Annotated in this window: 24 protein-coding genes; 9 read left to right on the forward strand and 15 right to left on the reverse strand. The window is 72.7% G+C overall.

Going from position 1 to position 24,218, the window contains the following annotated elements; translation table 11 throughout:
- Window positions 1–45: 45 nt before the first annotated feature.
- Window positions 46–1,047, reverse strand: a complete 1,002-nt coding sequence (gene cobD, locus EU555_RS12580; protein ID WP_135414979.1) for a threonine-phosphate decarboxylase CobD — start codon at window positions 1,045–1,047, stop codon at window positions 46–48.
- Here cobD and cbiB point away from each other — a divergent pair.
- A complete protein-coding gene (cbiB, locus tag EU555_RS12585) occupies window positions 1,046–2,041 on the forward strand; it encodes an adenosylcobinamide-phosphate synthase CbiB (RefSeq protein WP_135414980.1) in 996 nt (331 codons plus the stop codon). The genes cobD and cbiB overlap by 2 nt on opposite strands.
- A 120-nt stretch (window positions 2,042–2,161) precedes the next feature.
- On the opposite strand, the gene EU555_RS12590 is transcribed toward cbiB, so the two are convergent.
- Window positions 2,162–3,037, reverse strand: coding sequence for an AraC family transcriptional regulator (locus EU555_RS12590; RefSeq protein ID WP_135414981.1), 876 nt, complete (start codon window positions 3,035–3,037; stop codon window positions 2,162–2,164).
- Window positions 3,038–3,202: 165 nt separating this feature from the next.
- Here EU555_RS12590 and EU555_RS12595 point away from each other — a divergent pair, with 165 nt between their 5' ends.
- Window positions 3,203–3,766 carry a DUF308 domain-containing protein gene (locus tag EU555_RS12595; protein WP_135414982.1) on the forward strand — a complete coding sequence of 188 codons (564 nt, stop codon included), beginning with the start codon at window positions 3,203–3,205 and terminating at the stop codon, window positions 3,764–3,766.
- A 91-nt stretch (window positions 3,767–3,857) separates the two neighbouring features.
- Here EU555_RS12595 and EU555_RS12600 read toward each other — a convergent pair whose 3' ends face one another.
- The 7 genes from EU555_RS12600 to EU555_RS12630 all read right to left on the reverse strand — a co-directional run bounded on the left by EU555_RS12600 (window position 3,858) and on the right by EU555_RS12630 (window position 9,958).
- Window positions 3,858–5,183 carry an MFS transporter gene (locus EU555_RS12600; RefSeq protein ID WP_135414983.1) on the reverse strand — a complete coding sequence of 442 codons (1,326 nt, stop codon included), beginning with the start codon at window positions 5,181–5,183 and terminating at the stop codon, window positions 3,858–3,860.
- Between the two features lie 102 nt (window positions 5,184–5,285).
- Window positions 5,286–6,269: an efflux RND transporter periplasmic adaptor subunit gene (locus tag EU555_RS12605; protein WP_135414984.1), complete on the reverse strand. Its 984-nt coding sequence runs from the start codon at window positions 6,267–6,269 to the stop codon at window positions 5,286–5,288.
- A 12-nt stretch (window positions 6,270–6,281) separates the two neighbouring features.
- Window positions 6,282–6,485 carry a DUF1656 domain-containing protein gene (locus EU555_RS12610; RefSeq protein WP_135414985.1) on the reverse strand — a complete coding sequence of 68 codons (204 nt, stop codon included), beginning with the start codon at window positions 6,483–6,485 and terminating at the stop codon, window positions 6,282–6,284.
- On the reverse strand, window positions 6,485–8,521 hold the full coding sequence (locus EU555_RS12615; RefSeq protein ID WP_135414986.1) for an FUSC family protein: 2,037 nt from the start codon (window positions 8,519–8,521) through the stop codon (window positions 6,485–6,487). The genes EU555_RS12610 and EU555_RS12615 overlap by 1 nt, the downstream gene beginning before the upstream one ends.
- On the reverse strand, window positions 8,518–9,072 hold the full coding sequence (locus EU555_RS12620; RefSeq protein WP_135414987.1) for a MarR family winged helix-turn-helix transcriptional regulator: 555 nt from the start codon (window positions 9,070–9,072) through the stop codon (window positions 8,518–8,520). Before EU555_RS12620 ends, EU555_RS12615 begins: the two co-directional genes overlap by 4 nt.
- A gap of 104 nt (window positions 9,073–9,176) precedes the next feature.
- Entirely contained in the window at window positions 9,177–9,518 is a 342-nt protein-coding gene (locus tag EU555_RS12625) for a hypothetical protein (RefSeq protein ID WP_135414988.1), read from the reverse strand.
- 209 nt (window positions 9,519–9,727) lie between these two features.
- A complete protein-coding gene (locus tag EU555_RS12630; RefSeq protein ID WP_135414989.1) occupies window positions 9,728–9,958 on the reverse strand; it encodes a hypothetical protein in 231 nt (76 codons plus the stop codon).
- Between the two features lie 607 nt (window positions 9,959–10,565).
- Here EU555_RS12630 and EU555_RS12635 point away from each other — a divergent pair.
- The 4 genes from EU555_RS12635 to EU555_RS12650 all read left to right on the forward strand — a co-directional run bounded on the left by EU555_RS12635 (window position 10,566) and on the right by EU555_RS12650 (window position 14,576).
- Window positions 10,566–11,504, forward strand: a complete 939-nt coding sequence (locus EU555_RS12635) for a sugar kinase (protein ID WP_135414990.1) — start codon at window positions 10,566–10,568, stop codon at window positions 11,502–11,504.
- On the forward strand, window positions 11,504–12,148 hold the full coding sequence (eda, locus tag EU555_RS12640) for a bifunctional 4-hydroxy-2-oxoglutarate aldolase/2-dehydro-3-deoxy-phosphogluconate aldolase (RefSeq protein ID WP_135415121.1): 645 nt from the start codon (window positions 11,504–11,506) through the stop codon (window positions 12,146–12,148). The genes EU555_RS12635 and eda overlap by 1 nt, the downstream gene beginning before the upstream one ends.
- Before the next feature lie 194 nt (window positions 12,149–12,342).
- The gene (locus EU555_RS12645; RefSeq protein WP_135414991.1) at window positions 12,343–12,975 is read left to right on the forward strand and encodes a L,D-transpeptidase; all 633 of its coding nucleotides are present in this window, start codon (window positions 12,343–12,345) and stop codon (window positions 12,973–12,975) included.
- 380 nt (window positions 12,976–13,355) lie between these two features.
- A complete protein-coding gene (locus EU555_RS12650; RefSeq protein ID WP_135414992.1) occupies window positions 13,356–14,576 on the forward strand; it encodes an MFS transporter in 1,221 nt (406 codons plus the stop codon).
- 4 nt (window positions 14,577–14,580) lie between these two features.
- On the opposite strand, the gene EU555_RS12655 is transcribed toward EU555_RS12650, so the two are convergent.
- Window positions 14,581–14,970 carry a gamma-butyrobetaine hydroxylase family protein gene (locus tag EU555_RS12655; protein WP_135414993.1) on the reverse strand — a complete coding sequence of 130 codons (390 nt, stop codon included), beginning with the start codon at window positions 14,968–14,970 and terminating at the stop codon, window positions 14,581–14,583.
- Window positions 14,971–15,079: 109 nt separating this feature from the next.
- Here EU555_RS12655 and moaA point away from each other — a divergent pair, with 109 nt between their 5' ends.
- A complete protein-coding gene (gene moaA / locus EU555_RS12660) occupies window positions 15,080–16,129 on the forward strand; it encodes a GTP 3',8-cyclase MoaA (protein WP_135414994.1) in 1,050 nt (349 codons plus the stop codon).
- Window positions 16,130–16,132: 3 nt separating this feature from the next.
- On the opposite strand, the gene EU555_RS12665 is transcribed toward moaA, so the two are convergent.
- Entirely contained in the window at window positions 16,133–17,860 is a 1,728-nt protein-coding gene (locus EU555_RS12665) for a methyl-accepting chemotaxis protein (RefSeq protein ID WP_135414995.1), read from the reverse strand.
- 432 nt (window positions 17,861–18,292) lie between these two features.
- Between EU555_RS12665 and EU555_RS12670 the strand changes: the two genes are divergently transcribed.
- Both EU555_RS12670 and EU555_RS12675 read left to right on the forward strand, forming a co-directional pair.
- The gene (locus EU555_RS12670; protein WP_135414996.1) at window positions 18,293–19,078 is read left to right on the forward strand and encodes an ABC transporter substrate-binding protein; all 786 of its coding nucleotides are present in this window, start codon (window positions 18,293–18,295) and stop codon (window positions 19,076–19,078) included.
- Window positions 19,079–19,162: 84 nt separating this feature from the next.
- Window positions 19,163–20,029 carry an NAD(P)-dependent oxidoreductase gene (locus EU555_RS12675; RefSeq protein WP_135414997.1) on the forward strand — a complete coding sequence of 289 codons (867 nt, stop codon included), beginning with the start codon at window positions 19,163–19,165 and terminating at the stop codon, window positions 20,027–20,029.
- A 107-nt stretch (window positions 20,030–20,136) separates the two neighbouring features.
- Here EU555_RS12675 and glpK read toward each other — a convergent pair whose 3' ends face one another.
- From glpK to EU555_RS12695, 4 genes are all read right to left on the reverse strand, one after another.
- Complete coding sequence (gene glpK / locus EU555_RS12680) at window positions 20,137–21,636, reverse strand: glycerol kinase GlpK (RefSeq protein ID WP_135414998.1); 1,500 nt, start codon at window positions 21,634–21,636, stop codon at window positions 20,137–20,139.
- Window positions 21,637–21,666: 30 nt separating this feature from the next.
- Window positions 21,667–22,101, reverse strand: coding sequence for a type II toxin-antitoxin system VapC family toxin (locus EU555_RS12685; protein ID WP_167858528.1), 435 nt, complete (start codon window positions 22,099–22,101; stop codon window positions 21,667–21,669).
- Complete coding sequence (locus EU555_RS12690; protein WP_135415000.1) at window positions 22,098–22,337, reverse strand: type II toxin-antitoxin system Phd/YefM family antitoxin; 240 nt, start codon at window positions 22,335–22,337, stop codon at window positions 22,098–22,100. Before EU555_RS12690 ends, EU555_RS12685 begins: the two co-directional genes overlap by 4 nt.
- 95 nt (window positions 22,338–22,432) lie before the next feature.
- Window positions 22,433–24,178 carry an ABC transporter substrate-binding protein gene (locus tag EU555_RS12695; RefSeq protein WP_135415001.1) on the reverse strand — a complete coding sequence of 582 codons (1,746 nt, stop codon included), beginning with the start codon at window positions 24,176–24,178 and terminating at the stop codon, window positions 22,433–22,435.
- Window positions 24,179–24,218: the final 40 nt, after the last annotated feature.

The raw sequence follows: 24,218 nt of genomic DNA on the forward strand, positions 1-24,218 counted from the left end.
AGGGTGCCCGAGTGCTGCGGTTTTCGGCCTTTTTAATGGCGCCGCCTACCCGGCGAGGGCCGCGGCGAGCCGCGCCCAGGCCGCCTCGCCGGCGGGCAGGCCGAGGCGCAGGCGCTCCGGCGCGGCCTCGAAGCGCCGCACGAAGATCCCGGCCCGCCCGAGGCGCCCGAACAGGGCCGGCCCGTCCGGAAAGGCGGCGGTGCGAAACAGCCGGGTCCCGCCGATGATCCGGCCGCCGGCGGAGGCGAGCAGGGCGTCGAGCCGCGCCGCGTCCCGCCCCCGGGCGGCGGCCGCCTCCCGCAGCCAGGCGGGATCGGTCAGGGCGCGGCGGCCGACGGCGATCGCCGGCCCCGACACCGCCCAGGGCCCGATGCCGCGGCGCAGGGTCCCGATCAGCGGTTCTCCCGCCACCGCGAAGCCGAGCCTCACGCCCGCGAGGCCGTAGGTCTTGCCGAAGGAGCGCAGCACCAGGCAGGCGGGAGGGGCGGCGGCGCACAGGCTCTCGACGTCCTCGAGGTCCGCGAAGGCCTCGTCCACCACGAGCCAGCCCCCGCGCGCGGCGAGCGCCGCCGCCGCCGCCGCAAGGTCGCGCCGCGGCACGACCCGCCCGTCCGGGTTGTTCGGGTTGACCACGACCGCCACGTCGGCGTCCCGGGCCGCGGCGAGGTCCGCCGCGGTCGCGACGGCGTGGCCGGCCCGGCCCCAGGCGGCGGCGTGCTCGGCATAGGTCGGGCCGACCACCGCGACGCGGCCCGGGCGCCGCAGCCGCGGGATCAGGTCGATCAGCGCCTGCGTGCCGGGGGCGGCGACGACCTGCCCGGGGCTCGCGCCGTAGGCCTCGGCGGCGGCGGCCTCGAGCGCCGCGAGGTCCGCCGGCGCCGGCAGCCGCGTGAAGGCGCTGGCCTCCGGCGCCGGCCACGGATAGGGGATCGGGTTGATCCCCGTCGAGAGGTCGATCCAGGGCTCGGGGGCCTGCGGGAAGAGCCGACGCGCCTCGCCGAGGTCGCCCCCGTGCCGGATCGGCGCCTCCTCCGTCTCACGCGTCATGACCGCCCTGCTGCACCCGCCCGACAGCCTCCTGCTGCTCGCCCTCGCCCTCGCGGTCGAGGCCGTGCTCGGCTATCCGGACCGCCTCTACAGGCTGGCCGGCCACCCTGTCACCTGGATCGGCGGGCTGATCGCCGCCCTCGACCGCGGCCTCAACCGCGAGGGCGATCCGCCGCCGCGCCGCCGCGCCGCCGGGGTGCTGGCCCTCCTCGTCGTCCTGGCCGCGACCGGCCTCGCGGCGCTCGCCCTCGCGCTGGCCTGCGGGGCGCTCGGGGCTCTGCCCGGCCTGATCCTGTGCGCGGTCCTGGCCGCGAGCCTGCCGGCGCAGCGCAGCCTGCACGACCACGTCGCCCGGGTGGCCGCGGACCTGCGCCGCGAGGGCCTCGCGGGCGGGCGCCGGGCGGTGGCGATGATCGTCGGGCGCAATCCCGAGACCCTCGACGAGGCCGCGCTCTGCCGCGCCGCGATCGAGAGCCTGGCCGAGAACTTTTCCGACGGCATCGTGGCGCCGGCCGTCTGGCTCGGCGCCGCCGGCCTGCCCGGGGGCGCGCTCTACAAGGCGGTCAACACCGCCGACAGCATGATCGGCCATCGCACGCCCCGGCACGAGGCCTTCGGCTGGGCCGCCGCCCGCCTCGACGACCTCGTCAACCTGCCGGCCTCGCGCCTCTCCGCCGGGCTCATCGTCGCGGCCGCCCTCCTGACCCCGGGCGCCTCGGCCCGCGGGGCGCTCGCGGCCGTACGGCGCGATGCCGGCCGCCACCGCTCGCCCAATGCCGGCTGGCCCGAGGCCGCGATGGCGGGGGCGCTGTCCCTGCGCCTCGCCGGCCCGCGGGTCTACGGCACGACGCGCGTCGAGGATGCCTGGATGGGCTCGGGACGGGCGGAGGCCGGCGCCGAGGACATCCTGCGTGCGCTCGCGCTGTATCGGCGGGCCTGCGGGCTGCTGTGGGGGCTGGCGGGGGGGTTGGCCTGTCTCGTGCTGGCGGCGTGAAGGCCCGCCCTGGTCGCCGGATGGCGCCTCGGATCCACGCCGAAGGCAGACATTCAACGGGCCGTCCACGTGCAGACCGGTTTCTGTCGCGAGCCGGCGGGCGCTCTTGCGAAACCTGCCTCAGGCCCGATCCCGCGGCGAGTGCCCGAACAGCGCCTTGTAGGCGCGGCTGAAGGCGGCCTCCGACTCGTAGCCGATCCGAAGCCCGATCTCGCCGACGCGCGCGCCGCGCCGGGCCAGCATGTCCCGGGCGAGGCCGAGGCGCCATTCGTTCTGGTAGCGGAGCGGCGAGCGCCCGACGAGTTCGGTGAACCGCTCGGCGAAGCTCGAACGGGACATCCCGGCCACGTCCGCCAGTTCGCCGATGCTCCAGGGCCGCGCCGGCCTGTCGTGCATGACCGTGAGCGCACGGGCGATGCGCGCATCGGACAGGCCGCCGAGCCACCCGGACGTGTGCCCGCGATGGACCCAGGTCCGCAGCGTCCGGATGACCAGGAGATCGATGATCCGCGAGATCATCAGGGCTGCACCGGGCTGCGGGTCGACGGTCTCGCGCATCATGAAATGGACCATGCCGTCCAGCCACTCCGCCGCTTCGGCATGCCGGATGTGGATGCGCTCGGGCAGGCCGGAGATCATGCCGCGGAGCGTGTAGGGATCGAACGAGAACCGGCAGACGATGACGACGGTCGGCCCGCGCGACGACACGAGCGGTGAAGCTCCGGGACCGCGTGGCAGGAGCACGAGATCGTTCGTGCCGATGATCGCGGGCTCCTCCTCGTCGCTGCCGATCCGGAGCGCGCCCTCGGCGACGACGAGGACGTGAGCGGCCTCGGCCTCCAGCGTCAGAGGTTCCGACTGAGCGAGGGTGCACGATCGGACATCGTCGCCCGTCAGGCGGATCTGCGCCAGGACGCGCGAGAGGAGATCGCCGGAGGCGCTGCCGCGCGGCCCGTCATCCGGAGGATCGATCAACTTTTTCCGTTTTCCCGTCATGGCTCGCACCGGTCGGCGGATCTACGAATGCCCTCGACGGCAGCCGCTATCCTCCTGATCGCACTCGATCTTTCGCGATCCGCGCCGAGGGTGCGCACCCGCCGTCCCGCACGGCCGGCACCGTGCCGGTCTCCGGTTGGAAGCCTGGGCAAGAAGGGCAACGCGATGACACTCCCTGCCACGACACGCTGGTTGACATCCTACGCCTTCGCGCGCGCCGGCGTCGCCGCCGTCTGGGTCGCGGCGGCCCTCACCATCGGGCGGAGCAGCCCGCCGGCCGCGGCGGCCCTGCTCGTGGCCTATCCCGCCTGGGACGCCGCCGCCAACCTGGTCGATGCGCGGCGCAGCGGCGGACTCGCCCGCAATCCCAGTCAGGCGGTCAACGTCGCCGTCAGCGCCGTGACCGCCCTCACGGCAGCCCTGGCGCTCGGACGAGGCCCGCACGCGGTCCTGGCCGTCTTCGGGGCGTGGGCCATCCTCTCCGGCCTGTTGCAGCTCGCGACCGGATTGCGGCGCTGGAGCATCGGCGCCCAATGGGCGATGATCCTGAGCGGAGCCCAGTCGGCCCTCGCGGGCGCCTTCTTCATCGTCAAGGCGAATGGCGACGCGATCCCGGGGATCGTCGACGTCGCGCCCTACGCGGCGTTCGGCGCCTTCTACTTCCTCGTCTCGGCCGTCTGGCTGACGGCGAGACGCGCGCGGGCCGCCTCGATCGAACGCACCGCCTGACCGGCGGACGATCCGGCCCGCCAGGCCCTTGAGTGAACGCGCGTTATCCCTTCCCGGACCGGATCCGGCCCGAGAAGGGATAATGCCGCCGTCAGCGCCGGGCCGGCGCGAGCCCCCCGGCCTCGGTGGAGGCCGAGCGTCTCAGGACGCCCTGGACCACGAAGACCATGACCGCGCCGACGATCAGGCAGGCGGCGAGGAAGAGCATCGGCACGAGCTTGCTGCCGCTGACGTCGCCGATCCACGGCACGACGTTCTGGGCGATGAAGCCGCCGAGATTGCCGACCGAGTTGATCATCGCGATGCCGGCGGCCGCGGTGGCGCCGCGCAGGAAGGTCGGGGGCAGCGACCAGAAGACCGGCTGGCCCGAGAAGATGCCGGCGGCGGCCAGGCACAGGCAGGCGAACTTCACCGCGTCGCCCGGCAGCACCACGCTGAGGATCAACCCCAGCGCCCCGACGAGGGCCGGGCCGGCGATGTGCCAGGTGGTCTCACCCGTGCGCGCCGCGTGCCGGGGCACCCACCACAGGGCGAGCCCGACGCAGATCCACGGGATGATGTTGATGAACCCGTTCATGGTGTTCGAGACGCCGAAGCCCTTCACCACCGTGGGGAGCCAGTAGCTCAGGCCGTAGGCCGCGAGCGGGAAGGCGACGTAGAGCAGCGAGAGCAGCACCACGCGCGTGTCGGCGAGCACCCGGAACGGGTTGTGGTGATCGGTATGCGGGGTGGCGGCCGCCTCGCGCGCCAGGGTGTCGGCGAGCCACTGCTTCTGCGAGGCGTCGAGCCAGGGCGCCGTCGAAGGCCGGTCGGGCAGGATGAGGAACACCACGACGGCGAGCAGCACCGCCGGCACGCCGGTGGCGAGGAAGACCCATTGCCAGCCGCGGTAGCCGAGGAGGCCGTCGAGGTCGAGGAGCGCGCCGCCGATCGCCGCGCCGACGGCGTTCGCCACCGCGCTCGCGATCATGAACCAGCCGACCATCCGGCCGCGGAAGACCTGCGGGAACCACAGGGTCAGGGCGTAGAGCACGCCGGGGAAGAACCCGGCCTCCGCCGCGCCGAGGAGGAAGCGCAGGATGTAGAACATCACCGGCCCGGTCGAGAAGCCGAGCAGGATGGTGATCAGGCCCCAGGTCGCCATGATGCGGGTGAACCACACCCTGGCGCCGACCCGCTCGAGGATGACGTTCGACGGCACCTCGAACAGGAAGTAGGCGAGGAAGAACAGCGAGGCGCCGAAGCCGTAGGCCGCCTCGCTGAGGCCCAGGTCGCCGACCATCTGCAGCTTGGCGTAGGAGACGTTCTGCCGGTCGATGTAGGCGATCAGGTACATCAGGCCGAGGAGCGGCATGAGCCGCCAGGTGATCGTCGAAATGGTGCCGACGCCGAGGGCGTCCTGCTGCGGGTCTGCCATGGGGGCGTCCTCCCGGCCTTGCGCGAGCGTTGCGTCGTGGCGCGCTCCTTAATCCGGCTCCCGGCGCCGCGAAAGTGTCATCGGTCTCACACCCGCGTGGCGTCAGCTCTTGCGCGACGCAAGGTTGGCCTTCAGCGCCTCCCAGCCGTCGCGGAGGCGGAAGCTGCCGAGGCTCAGGTCGCGCAGGCCCTCGAAGGGCCGCACCTCCGGCCGCGCGCCGCGGGGATGCACCACCACGGTGGCGGTGCGCCCGACGGTGAGGCGGTCGCGGTCGACGCGCGCATCGAGGGTGACGCGCACCGGCACGCGCTGGGCGAGCCGCACCCAGGCGAAGGTCGGGTTGACGTTGGCGAGGAGCGAGGAGCCGGCGCTGCGCTCGCGGTCCTCGATGCCGGCGGCGACGCTCTCGACCTGTCCGGTGACGTCGTGGTCCTCGCCCATCAGCCGCACGGTGACGGGGTCGCCCGGATGGATGCGCTCGAGCTTCGTCTCCTCGAAGTAGCCCTGGACGTGCAGGGTGTCGCTGTCGACGAGCGCCATCACGGCCTTGCCGACCGCCACGTAGGCGCCGGGTCGCAGCTCGAGGTTGCTGATGCGGCCGTTGACCGAGGCGCGCACCTCGGAGCGGTCGAGGTTGAGCCGGGCGACGTCGCGGTCGGCCACGGCCTGGTCGTAGGCGGCGCGCGCGCTCTGCTCGGCGGCGAGCGTGGCTTCGAGCTTCTGCTGCGACACGACGTTGTCGCTGAGCTGGCGGTAGCGGGCGAGGTCCGCCTCGGCCTGGACGAGCGTCGCCTTGCGGCCGGCCACGACGGCGTCCGCCTGCCGCAAGGCGAGGGCGAAGCGGTCGGGATCGATGCGAAACAGCACGTCGCCGCGCCTGACCCGCTGGTTGTCGCGCACCTCGACGTCGCGCACGAGGCCCGAGACGTCGGGGGCGACGCCGACCACCTCGGCCCGCACCCGTCCGTCGCGGGTCCAGGGGGCTTCGAGATAGTAGTCCCAGAGCGCGGCCCCGACGACGACGGCGAGGGCCAGCATGAAGGCGGTGACGGCGAAGCGGCCGAGGAAGGCGAGCGCGCGGGTCATGGTCTCGACTCGTCAGGTCAGGCGGGCGGCGAACGTGACGACGCCGCCGAGGCACACGAGGTAGAGGCAGAGGTCGAACAGCGCCCGGTGCCAGACCAGGCGGTAGAGGCCGAGCGCGCCGATCAGCCGGCGCAGGACGAGGTTGAGGAGGAAGGCGAGGATCGCCCAGACCAGCAGGGCCGGCACGAAGACGCCGTAGAGGTCGATATCGGCCATCAGGCGGCCTCCCGCGCGATGAGGGCGCCGCCGGCGGGCGGCGCCCCGGGGAAGAGGGCGCGGCGCAGGCCCGCGAGACCGAGGAGCGCGTCGCGCCGGCCCGGCGTTCCGGCCTCCGCACCGATCTGCGCCAGCGCCGCATCGATGTGCGCGAGCAGGGCCTCGGCGGCCGGGCTGCCGGCACTCGTCCGCTCGTAATGCTCCGCCACCCCGTCGAGGGCGGCGTCGAGGGACGCGACCGCCTCGGCCGGCAGGCCGTGGCGGGCGCGGCGCAGGGAGACGAGGTTCATGCCGACCCTGAGGGCCGCCAGGGTGTCGATCCGGCGCAAGGGGCTGTCGGGTGGGGCGGCGGCGAGGCGCGGCACCAGGAGGCCGAGGCGGTCGAGCATCAGGTGGGCGAAGGCCGTCCGGTCGCCGCGCCCGCGCCGGCGCGCCGCCCGGGCGAGGTCGGCGCGGCTCACCGCGATCAGCCGGCGGGCGCCGTGCTCGGCGCCGACCGAGCGCACGAGCCGGGTCACCATCGCGGCGATCCAGATGCCGCCGACGAGGGCGAGGCTCGCATTGACGTAAGACCCGAATTCCGAGGTGTAGCGGTCCTGGACCGCCAGGAGCGCATTGCCGTTGACGCCGAGGGCGAGGCCGACCGGCAGCGTCTTCGGCGAGGTCATCAGCAGCCCGCACAGGACCAGGGGCGGGGCCAGCACCAGCGCCAGGCTGACGAAGTCGTGGACCAGCGGCATCACGCCGAACAGCAGCACGCCGATCGCGAGCGCCGCGACCCCGGTCCAGGTGGCGAAGCTCAGGATCGCCGGGACGGGATCGTCCTGGGTCGCGAACAGGCAGGTGAGCACGGCGCCCATCATCGCGGCGGTGGCGCCGTCGGGCCAGGCGGTGGCGATCCAGACGACCACGCAGGCGATCGTGCCGAGGAACGCCCCGAGGGCGGAGCGGAGCGCCATGCCGTGGTCGCGGTGGCGCGGCGCGCGCCCGCCGAACTCGCCCGCGAAGGCGAGCGGCTCGCGCAAGGCGCCGCCGCCCTTCGCGATCCGGTCCTGGAGCACCCGGCAGTCGCGGCCGATCGCCAAGAGCTCGCGCAGGCGGTCGAGGAGGCTCGCCCGCACGAGGGCGGGCCAGGAGGGGTGCGGCGGCAGCGGCCGGTCGGCGGCCGCGATGCGGGCGAGGAGCGCGTCCGCCTCGCAGGCCGGGGCGCCGGCCGCCGACCAGGCCTCGACGTCGGCAAGCAGCGTGCGCAGCTCGGGCGCCAGCCCGGACAGGCCGCGCAGGGCCGCGATGCGGTCGGAGAGCGAGGACAGGACCGGCAGCAGCATCAGCATCCGGCCGCGCAGGAGCTGCACGAGAGAGGTCGCGCGGCTCTGGGCCGAGGTGTCGTAGGCGAGGTGGGCCGCGAGCGCGTCGATCTCGGCGGCCTCCGCGGCGAGCCGCAGGCGCCGCGCCCGCAAAGCCGGCTCCTCGCCGGCGCCCGACAGGACGTCGCCGGTCCAGCGCCCGGCCTCGGCGAGCCAGGCGCCGACTCGGGCCGCGAGAACCGGACCGACGGGCTCCGGAAAAACGAGGCTCGCCACCAGCGAGGCGCAGAGGATGCCGAGCGTGATCTCCTCGGCCCGCGACACCGCGGTGTCGAAGATCGCCTCCGGGCTCGTCACCGCCGGGAAGCCGATCAGGGCCGCGGTGTAGCCGGCGAGCATGAACAGGTAGGCCCGCGGCGAGCGGTCGAGGAGCGAGAGGTAGAGGCAGCCGGCGGTCCAGAGCGCCAGGCCCAGGGTCAGCATCTCGGGGGAGTCGACCAGCGGCGGCACCAGGACGACCGCCATCGAGACGCCGATCAGCGTGCCGGCCACCCGGTACACCGCCTTCGAGCGGGTGGCGCCCGAGAGCGGCTGCATGGTGATGTAGACGGTCGCCATCGCCCAGTAGGGCCGCGGCAGGTCGACCCACAGCGCGATCCCGAGGGCGAGGAGCGCCGCCCCGCTGATCTTGAGGGCGAACAGCCACTGGCGCCAGCCGGGCAGCATCACGAGCGCCCTCCCCCGTTCACCCGCGGGGCGGGCGCGGCCTCGTCGCGGGTGTTGGCCAAGACGGTCGATCCCTTTTGGACGGTCGATCCCTTGTGAACGGTCGAATCCTTGGATTTGTCCACCTTTGATCCGTCTGCTTGGAGCACCCGCAGCACCCGCAAGGCCGCCCGCAGGTCGTCGTCGTCGAGCGCACCGAACACCACCTCGCGCAGGGCGTCGAACCGCGCCTCGATGGCGGCGGCGCGGGCGAGGCCTTCCGGCGTCAGGTGCAGCACCTTGGCGCGGCGGTCGGTCGGGTCCTCGCGGCGGGTGACGAGGCCGGCCTCGCAGAGCTGGTCGAGGAGGCGCACCAGGCTCGGCCCCTCGACCCCGAGAGCCTCGGCGAGCGCCGTCTGGCGCAGATCGCCGCCGAGACGCCCGATGAGCAACAGCGGGAGGGCCGTCGCCTCCGTGAGGCCGTAGGCGGTCACGACCTCGTCGGCGGCACGGCGCCAGACGCGCCCGGCCTGGAGCAGGGTCAGGGTGAGGGATTGCAGGAGGTCGCGTCGCATCGCCGTCGCGCCTCGGCGCGCCAATGATTGATCGGCCTCATTGATAGGATGCTAACGATTTTCGCGGAAGCGCCCCAGGCGCGGGGCGGCCATGCTGCCATGGACTACTGTTTCGCGGCGGCGTCGCGGTCGGGTGTCCAGTCGAGCTCGACCACGGTCTCGCCGTCCTCGCGGTTGTAGCGCAGGGCGGTCTGTCGCATCGCCCGCAGGGCATTGGCGTCCTCGGCCCGGGGGCACTGGACGGGATCGTGGGCGCGGCGGGTCCGGTCGAGCATGCGCCCGAAGGCGGCGTCGAGGGACGGCATCGCCGCGACGGTCGAGAACGGGGCCGACAGGTAGACGGTGCGGCCGGGCCCGCGGGCGAGGCAGTAGCGCCAGTCGGCGGCGGCCGGCGTGGCGGCCAGCAGGGCACCGGTCAGGATTCCGGCCAGAAGCAGCACTCTCATCGAATCGATAAAGCCCGGGATCGGCGTCGGGGCCGTCCCGATGCGCGGCGGTTGCGGCGCCAGCAAGGCGCGCCGCCGCGATTCAGTGCACCTCACACAACTCCCGCGGTGCCGAGGCCGCCACACTCAGCGATGCCGCCGATCGGGAGTTGTGTGAGAGACACTCAGTCCCGAGGGCGGTTCATGCCCTGCGGATCAAACCGACCCGCTCACGCCCAGGCGCCCTCGACCTCCTTGGCGTCGAGGCTCAGGCTCCAGACCCGGGCGCCGTCCTCGGCCACCAGCCAGGCCTCGCCGGCGGCGTCGCCGAACATCTCGTCGGCCCGGCCGAGCACCCGGGCGGCGGCGTGGCGCACGCTCGGCGCCTCGATCGGCAGGTCGTGGAGCGGGCGGGCATCGCCCCGGTCGTGGAGGGTGGCGCGCAGGCGGTAGAGGGGCATGACGGACGAACTCCGGAAGACGGTGTGGGGTCTGGCGATCCCGGTTGTCTGGCGTGATCGGCGGCAGCCTGAAGGTCTTGTGCCGTTCCTCCCGGCCCCCTGGCTCCGGCAGGGAGTCGGCGTCTCGTCGTCCGCGGCGGGCGGGGCCGTCGCGGGATCGTCGCTGCGGTCGCCCGACCGGCGACGCTGGGGCAACGCTTGTACCGCCTCCCCCGCACCGTTCAAGGGTTAACTCACGATAAAGTTCATCCGGAGGGCGGCGGCGAGCGACAGCCGGGGCAGGCCGTTGACATCGCGCGGAGGGTCGATACCCGATGGCGGCCTGGCTTCGCGCAGCGGGGCCGTCCGGAAAAGCGATCGGCACCAGGATAGGCGCGGGATCTCCCCTCTCCCGTGTGGGAGAGGGGCCGGGGGTGAGGGTGGCGACGGTTCTGAGTCGAACTCTGACCGTTGTGCTGGCAGCTTGACCTTCAGTGCTCAATCCTGAAGCGCGCCACCCTCACCCCACCCCCTCTCCCCCACGGGAGAGGGGATCCCGAGCCCTTTCCTGATCCGAAGGATCCCCGAACGGCTCCGCCCTCCGCGTGACGGGAGAGGAATCCACACGATGGCCACGAGGGTCGCCTGCATCGGCGAGTGCATGATGGAGCTGTCGGAGCGGCCCGACGGCAGCCTGTCGCGCGGCTACGGCGGCGATACGCTGAACACCGCGCTCTACCTCGCGCGGCTGGGCGTGGCGGTCGACTACGTCACGGCGCTCGGCGACGATCCGTGGAGCGAGGAGATGCTGGCGGCCTGGGCCGCCGAGGGGATCGGCACCGGCCAGGTGCGGCGCCTGCCCGGGCGGATGCCGGGGCTCTACATCATCCGCACCGACGCATCCGGCGAGCGCAGCTTCCACTACTGGCGCGACAGCGCGGCGGCCCGCGACCTGTTCTCGGGCCCCGGCGCGGCCGAGACCCGGGCGGCGCTCACCGGCTACGACCTCGTCTACGCCTCCGGCATCAGCCTGTCGCTCTACGGCGAGGCCGGCCGGGCGGCTCTGGCCGAGACCTGCCGGGCCGTGCAGGCGAAGGGCGGACGGGTCGCCTTCGACACCAACTACCGGCCCCGCGGCTGGCCCGACAAGGCCAAGGCGCAGGAGTCCTTCCGGGACGCGATGGCGGCGGCCGACCTGATCTTCGCCTCGGCCGAGGACCTCGAATGGCTGTACGGCGCGGCGGGCGAGGAGGAGGTGCTGCGCCATCACGGCCGCTGCGAGATCGTGCTGAAGGGTACCGGCGCGCCGCCGAGCGTCCGCGTGCTCGCGGGCAGCGACGACGTCACGGTGCCGGCCCTAGCCGTGGATGCGATCGTCGACACCACCGCGGCGGGCGACAGCTTCGCGGCGGCCTACATGGCGGCGCGGCTTGCCGGCCGCGGACCCGCCGAGGCCGCCGCCTGCGGCCACCGCCTCGCCGGCACCGTGATCGGCCATCGCGGCGCCGTGATCCCCCGGGCGGCGATGCCCGACCTGCCCTTCACCCCGGACCAGGGACGTCCATGATGACCGCCGATACCCGCTCCCAGCGCCTCGACGCGCTGCTCGCCGCCTCCCCGGTGATCCCCGTCATCACCGTGCCGGAGCTCGCCCACGCGGTGCCGCTTGCCCGCGCCCTGGTGGCGGGCGGCATCACCACCCTGGAGATCACCCTGCGCACGCCCGTGGCGCGGGACGCCGCGAAGGCGATCATGGCCGAGGTGCCGGAGGCGGTGGTGGGGCTCGGCACCGTCCTGACCCCGGCCGACCTCGAGACCGCGCACGATCTCGGCGCCCGCTTCGCGCTGAGCCCCGGGGCGACGCCGGAGCTGCTGCGGGCGGCCTCGCAGAGCGACATGGTGTTCATGCCTGGCATCGCCACGCCCTCCGACCTGATGCAGGTGCTCGCCGCCGGCTTCACCGTGGCGAAGTTCTTCCCCGCCGTGCCGGCCGGCGGCATGGCGGCGTTGAAGGCGCTGGGCGGCCCCTTCCCGCAGGCCCGCTTCTGCCCGACCGGTGGCATCGGCGAGGCCGATGCGAAGGCCTGGCTCGCCCTGCCGAACGTCGCGGCGGTGGGCGGCTCGTGGCTGGCGCCGGAGGCCGAAATCCGCGCCGGCAACTTCTCCGCCATCACCGAGCGGGCGCGGCGCACCCTCGCGGCCTTGCGCTAACGCGCCCGAACCGTGCCTGCGCCGCCACGGTGTGGCGCGGGCACAACGCCGCCTTCGCAACCGCGAAGCTCGGCCGGATTTAAGCTTGGCTTTGGAACGTGGGCGTTTACGGCTTGGCCATTGGTTCCGCCGTACGGTGCCGGTCGCGTTCGCACCGTCCTCAGCCCTGCGCTCATCCCATCCAAGAGGCTTTCATGCGCCGCTTCGTCCCCGCCCTGGCCGGGCTGGCCTGCGCCGTCACCGCCTGGGCGGCGCCCGCCGCCGCCTACGAGATCGACCCGCTCACCCGCCAGCCCCTGGACCAGCCCCTCACCGTCACGGTACGGGCGCCTGCCGCCGCTGCCGCGGCCGTCGATCCCCTCGATGCCACGGTGCCGAAGATGAGCCCGATCGCGCGCGAGACGGTGGCCTATTCCGGCCCCTACGGCGCCGGCACCATCGTGGTCTCGACCGCCGAGCGCCGCCTCTACTACGTGCTCGGCAACGGCCAGGCCCTGCGCTACGGCGTCGGCGTCGGCCGCCCGGGCTTCACCTGGGGCGGCGTGCAGACCATCTCGATGAAGCGCGAGTGGCCCGACTGGCGCCCGCCGGCCCAGATGATCCGCCGCCGGCCCGACCTGCCGCGCTACATGAAGGGCGGCCCGGAGAACCCGCTCGGCGCCCGCGCGATGTATCTCGGCGGCTCGCTCTACCGCATCCACGGCTCCAACGAGCCCGAGACCATCGGCACCGCCGTCTCCTCCGGCTGCATCCGGATGACCAACGACGACGTGATGGATCTCTACACCCGCGCCAAGGTCGGCACGAAGGTGATCGTGCAGCGCTGAGTGGGGCGGGCACGATCCTGATGTCTGGAGAGGCCGGCACATGCCGGCCTTTTTGGTATCGACTTGGACGAAATGCTTTAAAAACGTGGCGCGTGATCCCCTCTCCCGTGTGGGAGAGGGGATCACGCGAACTATCTCAGCACGTGAGATGTGCACCCTGAGCGGCGGCGCCAGCCCGCGCGGCAAAGCGACCGGCTCCCGCGGCGGGCTTCCGGTTCGGCGAAGAACCTGCACGGATCGGCACCTCGTCGAGATTGCGCCGGCGCGGACTCGACCATGCAAGAGAAGACTCTTGCTGCCCCGAGACAAAACCGGAGAATTTCGTTATCGCGGCCGCCATGACCGCGTGACGCGGCGCGCCCATCGCCTGAGAGGCCCCGATGTCGAACCCCGCCGCCCCGCTGACCGGGCTCACCGTCGCCGCGCCGACCGGAACCGGCAACGTGCTGCGCCTCGCGACCGCGCAGGCGCTCGCCGGGGCCAACGCGGTCGTGGTCTACGCCACCGGCGCCGTCATCGGCAGCCAGCTGGCGCCGGACCCGGCGCTCGCCACCCTGCCAGTCTCGATCTTCGTCGTCGGCATGGCGGCCTGCACCCTGCCGGCCGGGCGCATCGCCCGGGCCTATGGCCGCCGCGCCGCGTTCCTCACCGGCACTGCTTGCGGCATGCTCGTCGGGCTCCTGGCGGCGCTCGCGGTCGTGCTCTCCTGGTTCTGGCTCTTCTGCGCCGCGACCTTCTTCGGCGGCGCCTACGCGGCCGTGGTGCTGTCGTTCCGATTCGCCGCCGCCGACTGCGTCGCGCCGGAGCGCCGGCCGCGGGCGCTCTCCGCCGTCATGGCGGGCGGGGTTTTTGCCGGGATCATCGGGCCGCAGCTCGTCAGCCACACCATGGGCCTGTGGCCCTCGCACCTCTTCGCCGCCACCTTCCTGGCGCAAGGAGCGGTGGCGGCGCTCTCGGCGGTGGTGCTCGCCGGCGTGCGGCTGCCAAGCCCCACCGCGGCGGACCTCTCCGGCGGGCGTCCGCTCGGCCTGATCGCCCGCCAGCCCCGCTTCGTCACCGCGGTCGTGTGCGGGGTGGTGTCGTACCTGCTGATGAACTTCCTGATGACCGCGGCGCCGCTCGCGATGCACCTGTGCGGGCTGACGCAGGACGATGCCAATCTCGGCCTGCAATGGCACGTCATCGCGATGTATGCCCCGAGCTTCTTCACCGGCCGGCTGATCGCGCGCTTCGGCGCGCCCAACGTCGTGGCGGCCGGGCTCGCCCTCACCGCCGCCGCCGCGACCGTCGGCCTGTCGGGCCTGGACCTGGCCCATTTCTGGACGTTCCTGATCCTGCTCGGGCTCGGCTGGAACTTCGGCTTCGTCGGCGCCTCCGCGATGGTGCTCGACTGCCACCGCCCGGAGGAGCGGACCCGGGTCCAGTCGCTCAACGACTTCTTGGTGTTCGGCACGATGGCGGTCGGCTCGTTCTCCTCCGGCGGCCTGCTCGCGCGCTACGGCTGGGACGTGGTCTTGTGGGTGTCGTTCGCGCCGCTCGTCGTCGCGGTGGCGGCGCTCGCCGTCGCTGCGGCATCGCGGCCCGCCCGCATGGCGGCGTGACGCATCAGCGCCGCCGCGCCGGCTCCCGGCTCAGGCCCCTTGCCGCCAGCTCCTCCTCGTAGCGGGCAAAGCGCGTCGCCTGCTCCGCGCCGAGGCGGCGCAGGAAGTCGAAGGCGTAGATCCCGGTATCGTGCATGTCGTCGAAGGCGAGCTTGACGGCGTAGTTGCCGACGGGCGCCACCGACAGGATCTGGACCTCGCGCTTGCCGCCGAGCCACTTGCGCTCGGACGGCGCGTGGCCCTGCACCTCGGCCGAGGGGCTCTCGACCCGCAGGTACTCCGCCGGCAGGGCGTAGGCCGCGCCGCTCGCGAAGGCGACATGGAGGGTGCGCTTGTCGCGCGACAGCCGGATCTCGGTCGGCCAATCGGCCTGGTCTGCGGCCTGGTCTGTCATGGCTGCATCTCCCTGCTCCTCAGGCACAACTTGCCCGCCATCCCGGGAGCGCTCATATGCAGGCTGGCATCTGGCCGCCAGAGCCCGAGTCCCGAGGATTGTGAATCGCATGTGGGGTCCCCGTACCGACGAACCGACGCCGGCGGTCGCCGTGCCGGCGCGGCCGGCGCCGCTGATCGATCCGTTCCAGCGCGCGATCACCTACCTGCGGGTCTCGGTGACCGACCGCTGCGACCTGCGCTGCGTCTACTGCATGTCCGAGGACATGACGTTCCTGCCCAAGCGCGACCTGCTCACGCTGGAGGAACTGGACCGGGTCTGCTCGGTCTTCGTCGCCCACGGCGTCCGGAAGCTGCGCATCACCGGCGGCGAGCCGCTGGTGCGCCGCGACATCATGCGGCTCTTTCGCAACCTCTCGCGCCATCTCGAATCCGGCGCGCTCGAGGAGATGACGCTCACCACCAACGGCACGCGCCTGCGCCAGCACGCCGCCGAGCTGGCGGCGCTCGGCATGCGCCGGATCAACGTCTCGCTCGACACCCTCGACCCGGACAAGTTCCGGGCGATCACCCGGCGCGGCGACCTGCCCACGGTGCTCGACGGCATCGCGGCGGCGCGCGAGGCCGGGATGAAGGTCAAGATCAACGCCGTGGCGCTGAAAGGCGTCAACGAGGACGAGATCCCCGGCATGCTCGACTGGGCCCACGGGCTCGGCATGGAGATGACGCTGATCGAGGTGATGCCCCTCGGCGACATCGAGCCCGACCGCGTCGACCAGTTCCTGCCGCTCTCGGTGGTGCGCGAGCGCCTGTCGGAGCGCTACAGCCTCACCCCGCTGCCCGACCGCACCGGGGGCCCGGCCCGCTACGTGCGGGTGGAGGAGACCGGCGGGCGGCTCGGCTTCATCACGCCGCTCACCCATAATTTCTGCGAGAGCTGCAACCGGGTGCGCCTGACCTGCACCGGCCAGCTCTACATGTGTCTCGGCCAGGAGGACGCCGCCGACCTGCGGGCGGCGCTCCGCGCCTCGCCGGACGACGCCGTGGTGGCCGAGGCGATCGCGGAGGCGATCAGCCGCAAGCCGAAGGGCCACGACTTCGTCATCGCCCGCGCGGCAAAGCCCGCGGTGCCGCGCCACATGAGCACGACGGGGGGCTGACCCTCAGATCCGGAACGCCATCCGCAAGGCCCCCCAGTGCCGGCCGTGGACGCGGATCGGGCATGAGACCTCGCGAAGCGGCGGGCGGCCGGAATCGTCCTGCGGGCAGGCCTGGACCAGGAAGGCCCGGGTCGAGCGGGCGGCGGACAGCCCGATGCGGTCGTCGTAGAGCCGGCGCTGGCGGGCGTGGAGCGCGTTCCAGGCCGGCTCGCCGGTCCGCGGCGCCTGGGCCTGGGCGCGGTTGTGCACCGGGGCGTAGCCGTTGCGGTCGACCGCGATGCAGAACGCGGTGCGGGGATCGGCGAGCAGCAGCGGCTCGAGGATCGGCGGCAGGATGTCCTCGAGGACCGGCACGGCGGCGGTGAGGTAGTGCGGCGGCTCGATTCCGGCGACCGGGCGGTAGGTGGTGTCGAACAGGGCCTCGCGCGCGAGCCGGCCCGCGCTCACCGCCTGCTCCAGGGCCGCCGCCACCGCCCCGGCCCCGCCCGTCGCCGCCGCGATCAGCGGCCGGTTCTCCTCCTCGACCGCCACCAGAGCGTCGCGCATCCGGGCCTCGGAGGCCGGATCCAGGAGGGCGCAGTGGAGCCCGCGCGGGCTCGCGCCGACGACCTGCACCTGCAGCCGGCCGATGCCGCGCACGTCGAGGGACAGGCGCGCGCCGGGGGATGGGCCGCAGCCCTCCGGCGGGCAGAGGAGCAGCCCGCCCCGGCCGAGATCGAGCACGCGCCCGACGCCCCAGTTGCCGACCCGCACCGCGAGGTCGACCGGGTAGCGGTCGTGCACCCGCCGGTCGCCGATCTCCGCCTGGCGCAACGCGGTAACGGTGCGTCCGGCGAGACCCCCGGCGAGGCTGGCGACGCCGGCGCCCACGGATTCGGCACTCTCCAGGCACCGGGTCGCGCCGCCGGCAGCGGCGAGCGCCGTCGCGGCGTCCCGCCCGAGGCCGCCGGCGCAAGCGGCGAGATCCCGTGCCTCCCCGGCGAGCCGGCGGGCGCGCGCGGCCTGGGCCTCGGCCGCCGCCCCGGTCGTCGCGAAGGCGGGACGCAGGCAGGCGAGCGAGGCCGCGACGGCGGCCGTCGCCGCCCCGCCGGGGCCGGAGAGGCGGCGGCTGACAATGCGCATCTCCTCCACCGCCCGGGCGGCATCGCCCGACAGGAGCTTGACCTCCTGCGCCATCTGCCAGAGCGGCCCACCCGACGCGCCGGCCCGGGCGGCCTCGACGGTGGCGGAGAGCGCCAGCCGGTTGGCCTGGCGCGCCAGGGTCGCCATCGCCTCGACGGCGCGGGCGGCATCCTGGGCGGCGGAGGCCCATTCGGCCTCGAGGATCCGGCTCTGGGCGTCGGCGCGCTCGACGTGGCGGCCGGCCTGGACCAGCACGCCGGCGAGGCTGCCGGCCTCCTCGGCAAGCGTGTCGGCGCCGGCGCCGAGGCTGCGGCCCTGCGCGCCGGCCCGGTCGGTCCCCTCCGCCAGGGCGTCGAGGCCGCGGGTCAGGGTGGCGGCCTCGGCGGCCGCGGCGGCGGTCTCCGCGCAGCCGTCCCGGGCCGCGACCGCCAGGGCGCGGGCGGCCCGGACCAGATCCGCCTCGACCCGGTCGACGGCGTCGCGCCCGGCCCGGGCCGCATCGCGGTCCGGGCCCTCCGCCTCCGGTCCCGCACCAGGGAGCGGCAGCAGGATCTCGACCGCATCCGTGCGGTCGCGAGGCGGGTGGGGCGGGCGGAAGCTCAGGCGCATGACCGGATCAGAACGCGGTGCGCCTAAGGGACCGTTAACCCTGACGAAACCTTGACGTCGCAGAGCGCGGGCGAGTTGCGCCGGCAGGCGTGGCCGTGGCAGGGTCGGCGCCGTCGATAGCGCCCCTTCCCAACACAGGGCTGGCCGGGGACGAGGCGCAGGATCCCCACTCTCCAGGCGATGCCGGGCTTGCCCGGTATCGCTGCAAGGTGTGGGAGAGGGGCCGGGGGATCGAAGATCCCACGTGAGGGTGACACGCTGCAGTGTGAAGCTCAGGCCGTTGTGCTGACAGCGGAACGGTTCAGACCTCGTGCGGCACCGTCTCCACCCTCCCCCCTACCCCTCTCCCAAACGGGGGAGGGGATCCCGCGCCTTCTTCTTGAACCGAAGCGTCCCCGGACGGCCCTTCATCCCACGAGAGATCGCCGCCGGATGAGCCGCCTGCTCTCCCGCCTCCTGCTCCTGTCGCTGCTGGCGGCCGCCCGGCCCGCCCTCGCGGAGCCGACCCCTTCTCCGCTGCCCGCCCCGGTGCGCATCGCCACCGAGGGCGGCCATCCGCCGTTCAACTACGTCGAGGACGGCAAGCCGGCGGGGTTCGAGGTCGAGCTCGCCCAGGCCCTGTGCCAGGAGGCGGAGCTCACCTGCACGATCGTGCTCCACCAGTGGGACGGCATCATCAAGGGCCTGGAGGCCGGCGAGTACGACGCCATCATGGCGTCGATGGCGATCACCCCGAAGCGGGCCGCCCGCATCGCCTTCACGAAGCCCTACTACCGGATCCCCTTCGCCTACGTGGCGCGCCGCGACACGGCGCTGCCGGCCCCGAGCCCGGCGACCCTGCGTGGGCGGGCGGTCGGCGTGGCGGCGCACGGGCCGCAGGTCGCCTATCTCGAGCAGCGGGTCCCGGGGGCCGACATCCGCACCTTCGACAGCCTGGCGGACGCGACCCTCGACCTCCGGGCGGGCCGCGTCGACGTCGTGCTGGGCGACAAGCTCGACCTCGCGACCTTCCTGGGCAAGCCCGAGGGCGGGGCCTGCTGCCGCTTCGCCGGCGACGTGCCGGCGGGCGAGCCGCTCCTCGGCGAGGGCGTCGGCATCGGCCTGCGCAAGGGCGACCGCGACCTGCGCGAGGCCTTCGAGCGGGCGCTCGCGGCGCTCGTCGCGGATGGCCGCTACGACCGCATCCGGGCGAAGTTCATCCCGTTCGACACCAAGTGAGCGCTCTCGTTTGACGGGCGTGGGGGCGGCTCACTACACCGGGGGCCGACCGCCGCAGAATAACGGCGAGGGAGGGTTTACCGCATGGCACAGGTCGCGTTTCTGGGTCTCGGCGTGATGGGTGGTCCGATGGCCCGCCACCTCGCCGCCAAGGGCCACCAGGTCACGGTCTACAACCGCACCAAGGCGAAGGCCGATGCCTGGGTGAGCGCCCATGGTGGCAAGGCCGCGGCGACACCCCGGGAGGCGGCGGAGGGCCAGGAGATCGTCTTCGCCTGCGTCGGCAACGACGACGACCTGCGGCAGGTCACGACCGGCCCGGACGGCGCCTTTTCGGCGATGAGCAGGGGCACGGTCTTCGTCGACCACACCACCGCCTCGGCGGAGGTGGCCCGCGAGCTCGCGGTCGCCGCCGAGAAGGGCGGGTTCGGCTTCATCGACGCCCCGGTCTCCGGCGGCCAGGCCGGCGCCGAGAACGGCGTGCTCACCGTGATGTGCGGCGGTGACGCCGATACCTTCGCGCGCGTCGAGCCGGTGATCGCGGCTTACGCCCGCGCCTGCCGCCTGCTCGGCCCGGTCGGGGCCGGCCAGCTCGCCAAGATGATGAACCAGATCTGCATCGCGGGCCTGGTCCAGGGCCTGTCGGAGGCGGTGCATTTCGGCAAGCAGGCCGGGCTCGACATCGAGGCGGTGCTCGACGTGATCTCCAAGGGCGCCGCCGGCTCCTGGCAGATGGAGAACCGCGGCAAGACCATGAACGAGGGCAAGTTCGATTTCGGCTTCGCCGTCGACTGGATGCGCAAGGACCTGTCGATCGTGCTCTCCGAGGCCCGCCGCAACAAGGCGAAACTGCCGGTGACGGCGCTCGTCGACCAGTTCTACGCCGAGGTGCAGAGCCTGGGCGGCGGCCGCTGGGACACGTCGAGCCTGATCGCCCGGCTGGAGAAGTGATAGCGCGATCGATATCGCGCTCCCGACATCAAGGCGAAGCTCTCTCCCCTCTCCCGTTTGGGAGAGGGGATCCCGCGCAATCTAGTTCTTAGTCAGCGCTGGCAGGTTCACCCCGACTTCCCCACCAAGCAGCTCACCGCCTTGCGCCAGCCGGCGAGCCGGCGCTCGCGGATGCTCGGCTCCATCGCCGGGGCGAAGCGGCGCTCCAGGCGCCAGTGGTCGGCGAAGTGCTCGGGCTCCGGGTAGAGGCCGCAGGCGAGGCCGGCGAGGTAGGCGGCGCCGAGTGCCGTCGTCTCCTTCACCTCGGGCCGGTCGACCGGGGCAGCGAGGAGATCCGCGAGGCGCTGCATCGTCCAGTCGGAGGCGACCATGCCGCCGTCGACCCGCAGCACCGTGGCGCTCCCCTCCCCGTCCGGCCAGTCGGCCCGCATGGCGGCGAGCAGGTCGGCGGTCTGGTAGCACACGCTCTCGAGGGCTGCGCGGGCCAGTTCCGCAGGTCCCGTGCCGCGGGTCAGCCCGAACAGGGCGCCGCGGGCGTCGGGCTCCCAGTAGGGCGCGCCGAGGCCGACGAAGGCCGGCACCAGGTAGACGTCCTGCGCCGGATCGGCCCGCTCGGCGAGCGCGCCGGTCTCGGCGGCCGAATCGATCACCCCGAGCCCGTCGCGCAGCCACTGCACCGCCGCGCCGGCGACGAAGATCGAGCCTTCCAGCGCGTAGGTGCGCCGGCCGTTGAGCTGGTAGGCGATGGTGGTGAGGAGCTTGTTCTTCGAGGTCACCGGCTGGGTGCCGGTGTTGAGGAGGGCGAAGCAGCCGGTGCCGTAGGTCGACTTGACCATGCCGGGCCGGAAGCAGGCCTGGCCGACGGTCGCCGCCTGCTGGTCGCCGGCGACGCCCCGGATCGGGATCGCGGCGCCGAACAGCTCCGGGTCGGTGGTGCCGAAATCGCCCGAGGAATCGCGCACCTGCGGCAGCATCGAGGCCGGCACGCCCAGCAGCCCCATCAGTTCGTCGTCCCAGGCGCCGCGGTGGATGTCGAAGAGCAGCGTGCGCGAGGCGTTGGTGGCGTCGGTGACGTGCAGCCGCCCGCCGGTGAGCCGCCAGAGGAGGTACGAATCGACGGTGCCGAAGGCGAGCTCGCCGGCCTCCGCCCGGGCCCGGGCGCCCGGCACGTTGTCGAGGATCCACGCGATCTTGGTGCCGGAGAAGTAGGGGTCGAGGATCAGGCCGGTCTTCGCGGTCACCATCGGCTCATGGCCCGCCTCCTTCAGCCGCGCGCAGATCCCGGCCGAGCGTCGGTCCTGCCAGACGATGGCGCGGTGCACCGCCTCGCCGGTGCGCCTGTCCCAGACCAGCGTCGTCTCGCGCTGGTTGGTGATGCCGATCGCCGCCACGTCCCGCGCCGTCACCCCGGCCTGCTTCATCGCCGCCCGGCAGGTCTCGAGCGTCGTGCGCCACAGGTCCTCCGGCTCGTGCTCGACCCAGCCCGAGGCCGGGAAGTGCTGCGGGAACTCGGCCTGGGCGAGGCCGGCGATCGAGGTGTCGGTGCGGAACAGCAGGGCGCGCGAGGAGGTGGTGCCCTGATCGATGGCGAGGATGAGGGAGGACATCGGAGGCTCTCTCACGCGGTTGCGGCGTGTCTAGAGGGGTGGCGGCTCCAGCGTGGCGAGGCCGAGGGAGGCGGCCGCCCGGCCGAGCCGCGCGTCGAAGGTCGCGAAGGGCAGGCCGGTGACCTGCAGGAGCGCGAGGTGCAGGGCGTCCGGCCCGCGCACGCCGAGGGCAGCGTCCTCGACGATGGTGCGGGCGATGGCGAAAATCTGGCGAGTGATGGTCAGCGGGCGGGCGCGGGCCTCACACCAAGCGTCGAACTCGCCGTTGATTGTGCGTGCCCGGGCATCGTCGAGGACACGTTCTCTGACCAAGCGTGAGATCGTTGCAGAGAATTCCAGAACAACGAGGTCCGATACGACCGGGTCGATCCCCGGTGATTCGATCCAGGCTTCGATCCGGGCACTCTGCGCCTCGCTCACGAAGACAGGCACGAGAATGTTGGTGTCGCAATAGACGCGAATCACAATCCTTCGTCCCGCATCTGTCGGATGAGGGTCGTCGAATCGAATGGTTTGAGAGGGGTGACGCGATTAGCGCGCAGGCGCTCCATCTCCTCCTTCGTCACCGGTCGCGGCTCGGCCGGAACGAGCTGGATCAGATCCTGGTCGGGACGGGTGATGATCACCTCCTCGCCCGCACTCGCCTTGGCGAGCAGCTCGGGCAGGCGGTCGAGCACGTCTTCCATCCTGTAATAGGCCATGACAACCTCCGTGGCGGCATTGGCTGCCAGGATAGCGGAATCCGGCCATCCGCGCGAAGGAGAGCCGGGGCGTCACGGCCCCGGCTCCCGCAAGGTCAGCTGCGCTTCGGGGGCGAGGCCGGCCAGCTCTTGATCAGGGTGTCGTAGTCGACCGTCTCGCCCTTCGGCTTCTCGTCGGCGAGCTTGCGCTGCGGCGCCAGCGTGCCGTCCTTCTTGGCCTGCTCGTACCAGTTCTCGGCCGAGGTCTTCGGGTTCAGCTTCGGGCCGCAATCGCCCTGGACCTTCGAGCGCTCGAGACGGGCCATCACGTCGTCCTGGGCCGCCGCGAGGGCGTCCATGGCCGCCTGCGGGGTCTTGGCGCCCGAGGAGGCGTCACCGATGTTCTGCCACCACAGCTGCGCGAGCTTGGGATAGTCCGGCACGTTCACGCCGGTCGGGGTCCACTGCGTGCGGGCCGGCGAGCGGTAGAACTCGACCAGGCCGCCGAGCTTCGGCGCCCGCTCGGTGAAGGACTTGTCCCAGATGTCGCTCTCGCGGATGAAGGTGAGGCCGACATGGCTCTTCTTCAGGCTGACCGACTTCGAGACGATGAACTGCTGGTAGAGCCAGGCCGCCTTGCGCCGATCGAGGGGCGTCGACTTCAAGAGGGTGAGCGAGCCGGCATCCTGGTAGCCGAGCTTCATCCCGTCCTTCCAGTACGGGCCCTTGGGCGAGGGCGCCATGCGCCACTTCGGCGTGCCGTCCTGGTTCATCACCGGGAGACCCGGCTTCACCATGTCGGCCGTGAAGGCGGTGTACCAGAACATCTGCTGGGCGATGTTGCCCTGCGACGGCACCGGGCCCGACTCCGAGAAGGTCATGCCGGCCGCCTGCGGCGGGGCATACTTCTTCAGCCAGTCGACGTACTTGGTGACCGAGTAGACCGCGGCCGGCCCGTTGGTGTCGCCGCCGCGCTCGATCGAGGAGCCGACCGGGCGGCAGCCCTCCATGCGGATGCCCCACTCGTCGACCGGCTTGCCGTTCGGGATGCCCTTGTCGCCGTTGCCGGCCATCGACAGCCACGCGTCGGTGAACCGCCAGCCGAGCGACGGATCCTTCTTGCCATAGTCCATGTGGCCATAGACCTTGACGCCGTCGATCTCCTTCACGTCGTTGGTGAAGAAGTCGGCGATGTCCTCGTAGGCCGACCAGTTGACCGGCACGCCGAGCTCGTAGCCGTACTTGGCCTTGAACTTCTGCTTGAGGTCGGCCCGGGTAAACCAGTCGTACCGGAACCAGTACAGGTTGGCGAATTGCTGGTCGGGCAGCTGGTAGAGCTTGCCATCCGGGGCGGTGCCGAAGGAGCGGCCGATGAAGTCCTCGAGGTCGAGGGTCGGCAGGGTGACGTCCTTGCCCTCGCCCTTCATGAAGTCGGAGAGCGCGACGGTCTGGCCGTAGCGGAAATGGGTGCCGACGAGGTCGGAATCGTTGATCCAGCCGTCGTAGATGTTCTTGCCCGACTGCATCTGGGTCTGGATCTTCTCCACCACGTCGCCCTCCTGCAGGAGGTCGTGGCGCACCTTGATCCCGGTGATCTCGGTGAAGGCCTTCGCCAGCGTGCGGGCCTCGTATTCGTGGGTGGTGATGGTCTCGGAGACGAAGTTGATCTCCATGCCGGCGAAGGGCTTCGCCGCATCGACGAACCACTGCATCTCCTTGAGCTGCTCCTCCTTCGACAGGGTCGAGGGCTGGAACTCGGTGTCGACCCAGCGCTTGGCCTCCTCCATGCCGGCGAAGGCCTGGCCGGCGGCGAGGCACAAAGCGAGGGCGCTCGCGGTCTTCAGCAATCCGTGGCGTGTCATCCTGGTTGTCCTCCCTCTGGTGGTGACGAAAGCCCGCCTG

It is taken from the genome of Methylobacterium nonmethylotrophicum (genome assembly GCF_004745635.1).
In the GTDB taxonomy this organism is placed as follows: domain Bacteria; phylum Pseudomonadota; class Alphaproteobacteria; order Rhizobiales; family Beijerinckiaceae; genus Methylobacterium; species Methylobacterium nonmethylotrophicum.

What these genes read in the sequence shown, in the direction of transcription:
- moaA (WP_135414994.1), top strand. Translation starts at nt 15,080, where the DNA reads ATGTGGGGTCCCCGTACCGACGAACCGACGCCGGCGGTCGCCGTGCCG.
- EU555_RS12690 (WP_135415000.1), bottom strand. Translation starts at nt 22,337, where the DNA reads ATGGCCTATTACAGGATGGAAGACGTGCTCGACCGCCTGCCCGAGCTG.
- cbiB (WP_135414980.1), top strand. Translation starts at nt 1,046, where the DNA reads ATGACCGCCCTGCTGCACCCGCCCGACAGCCTCCTGCTGCTCGCCCTC.
- EU555_RS12600 (WP_135414983.1), bottom strand. Translation starts at nt 5,183, where the DNA reads ATGGCAGACCCGCAGCAGGACGCCCTCGGCGTCGGCACCATTTCGACG.
- EU555_RS12695 (WP_135415001.1), bottom strand. Translation starts at nt 24,178, where the DNA reads ATGACACGCCACGGATTGCTGAAGACCGCGAGCGCCCTCGCTTTGTGC.
- EU555_RS12670 (WP_135414996.1), top strand. Translation starts at nt 18,293, where the DNA reads ATGAGCCGCCTGCTCTCCCGCCTCCTGCTCCTGTCGCTGCTGGCGGCC.
- EU555_RS12605 (WP_135414984.1), bottom strand. Translation starts at nt 6,269, where the DNA reads ATGACCCGCGCGCTCGCCTTCCTCGGCCGCTTCGCCGTCACCGCCTTC.
- EU555_RS12665 (WP_135414995.1), bottom strand. Translation starts at nt 17,860, where the DNA reads ATGCGCCTGAGCTTCCGCCCGCCCCACCCGCCTCGCGACCGCACGGAT.
- EU555_RS12590 (WP_135414981.1), bottom strand. Translation starts at nt 3,037, where the DNA reads ATGACGGGAAAACGGAAAAAGTTGATCGATCCTCCGGATGACGGGCCG.
- cobD (WP_135414979.1), bottom strand. Translation starts at nt 1,047, where the DNA reads ATGACGCGTGAGACGGAGGAGGCGCCGATCCGGCACGGGGGCGACCTC.
- EU555_RS12655 (WP_135414993.1), bottom strand. Translation starts at nt 14,970, where the DNA reads ATGACAGACCAGGCCGCAGACCAGGCCGATTGGCCGACCGAGATCCGG.
- EU555_RS12630 (WP_135414989.1), bottom strand. Translation starts at nt 9,958, where the DNA reads ATGCCCCTCTACCGCCTGCGCGCCACCCTCCACGACCGGGGCGATGCC.
- EU555_RS12610 (WP_135414985.1), bottom strand. Translation starts at nt 6,485, where the DNA reads ATGGCCGATATCGACCTCTACGGCGTCTTCGTGCCGGCCCTGCTGGTC.
- EU555_RS12650 (WP_135414992.1), top strand. Translation starts at nt 13,356, where the DNA reads ATGTCGAACCCCGCCGCCCCGCTGACCGGGCTCACCGTCGCCGCGCCG.
- EU555_RS12675 (WP_135414997.1), top strand. Translation starts at nt 19,163, where the DNA reads ATGGCACAGGTCGCGTTTCTGGGTCTCGGCGTGATGGGTGGTCCGATG.
- EU555_RS12620 (WP_135414987.1), bottom strand. Translation starts at nt 9,072, where the DNA reads ATGCGACGCGACCTCCTGCAATCCCTCACCCTGACCCTGCTCCAGGCC.
- eda (WP_135415121.1), top strand. Translation starts at nt 11,504, where the DNA reads ATGACCGCCGATACCCGCTCCCAGCGCCTCGACGCGCTGCTCGCCGCC.
- glpK (WP_135414998.1), bottom strand. Translation starts at nt 21,636, where the DNA reads ATGTCCTCCCTCATCCTCGCCATCGATCAGGGCACCACCTCCTCGCGC.
- EU555_RS12645 (WP_135414991.1), top strand. Translation starts at nt 12,343, where the DNA reads ATGCGCCGCTTCGTCCCCGCCCTGGCCGGGCTGGCCTGCGCCGTCACC.
- EU555_RS12595 (WP_135414982.1), top strand. Translation starts at nt 3,203, where the DNA reads ATGACACTCCCTGCCACGACACGCTGGTTGACATCCTACGCCTTCGCG.
- EU555_RS12625 (WP_135414988.1), bottom strand. Translation starts at nt 9,518, where the DNA reads ATGAGAGTGCTGCTTCTGGCCGGAATCCTGACCGGTGCCCTGCTGGCC.
- EU555_RS12635 (WP_135414990.1), top strand. Translation starts at nt 10,566, where the DNA reads ATGGCCACGAGGGTCGCCTGCATCGGCGAGTGCATGATGGAGCTGTCG.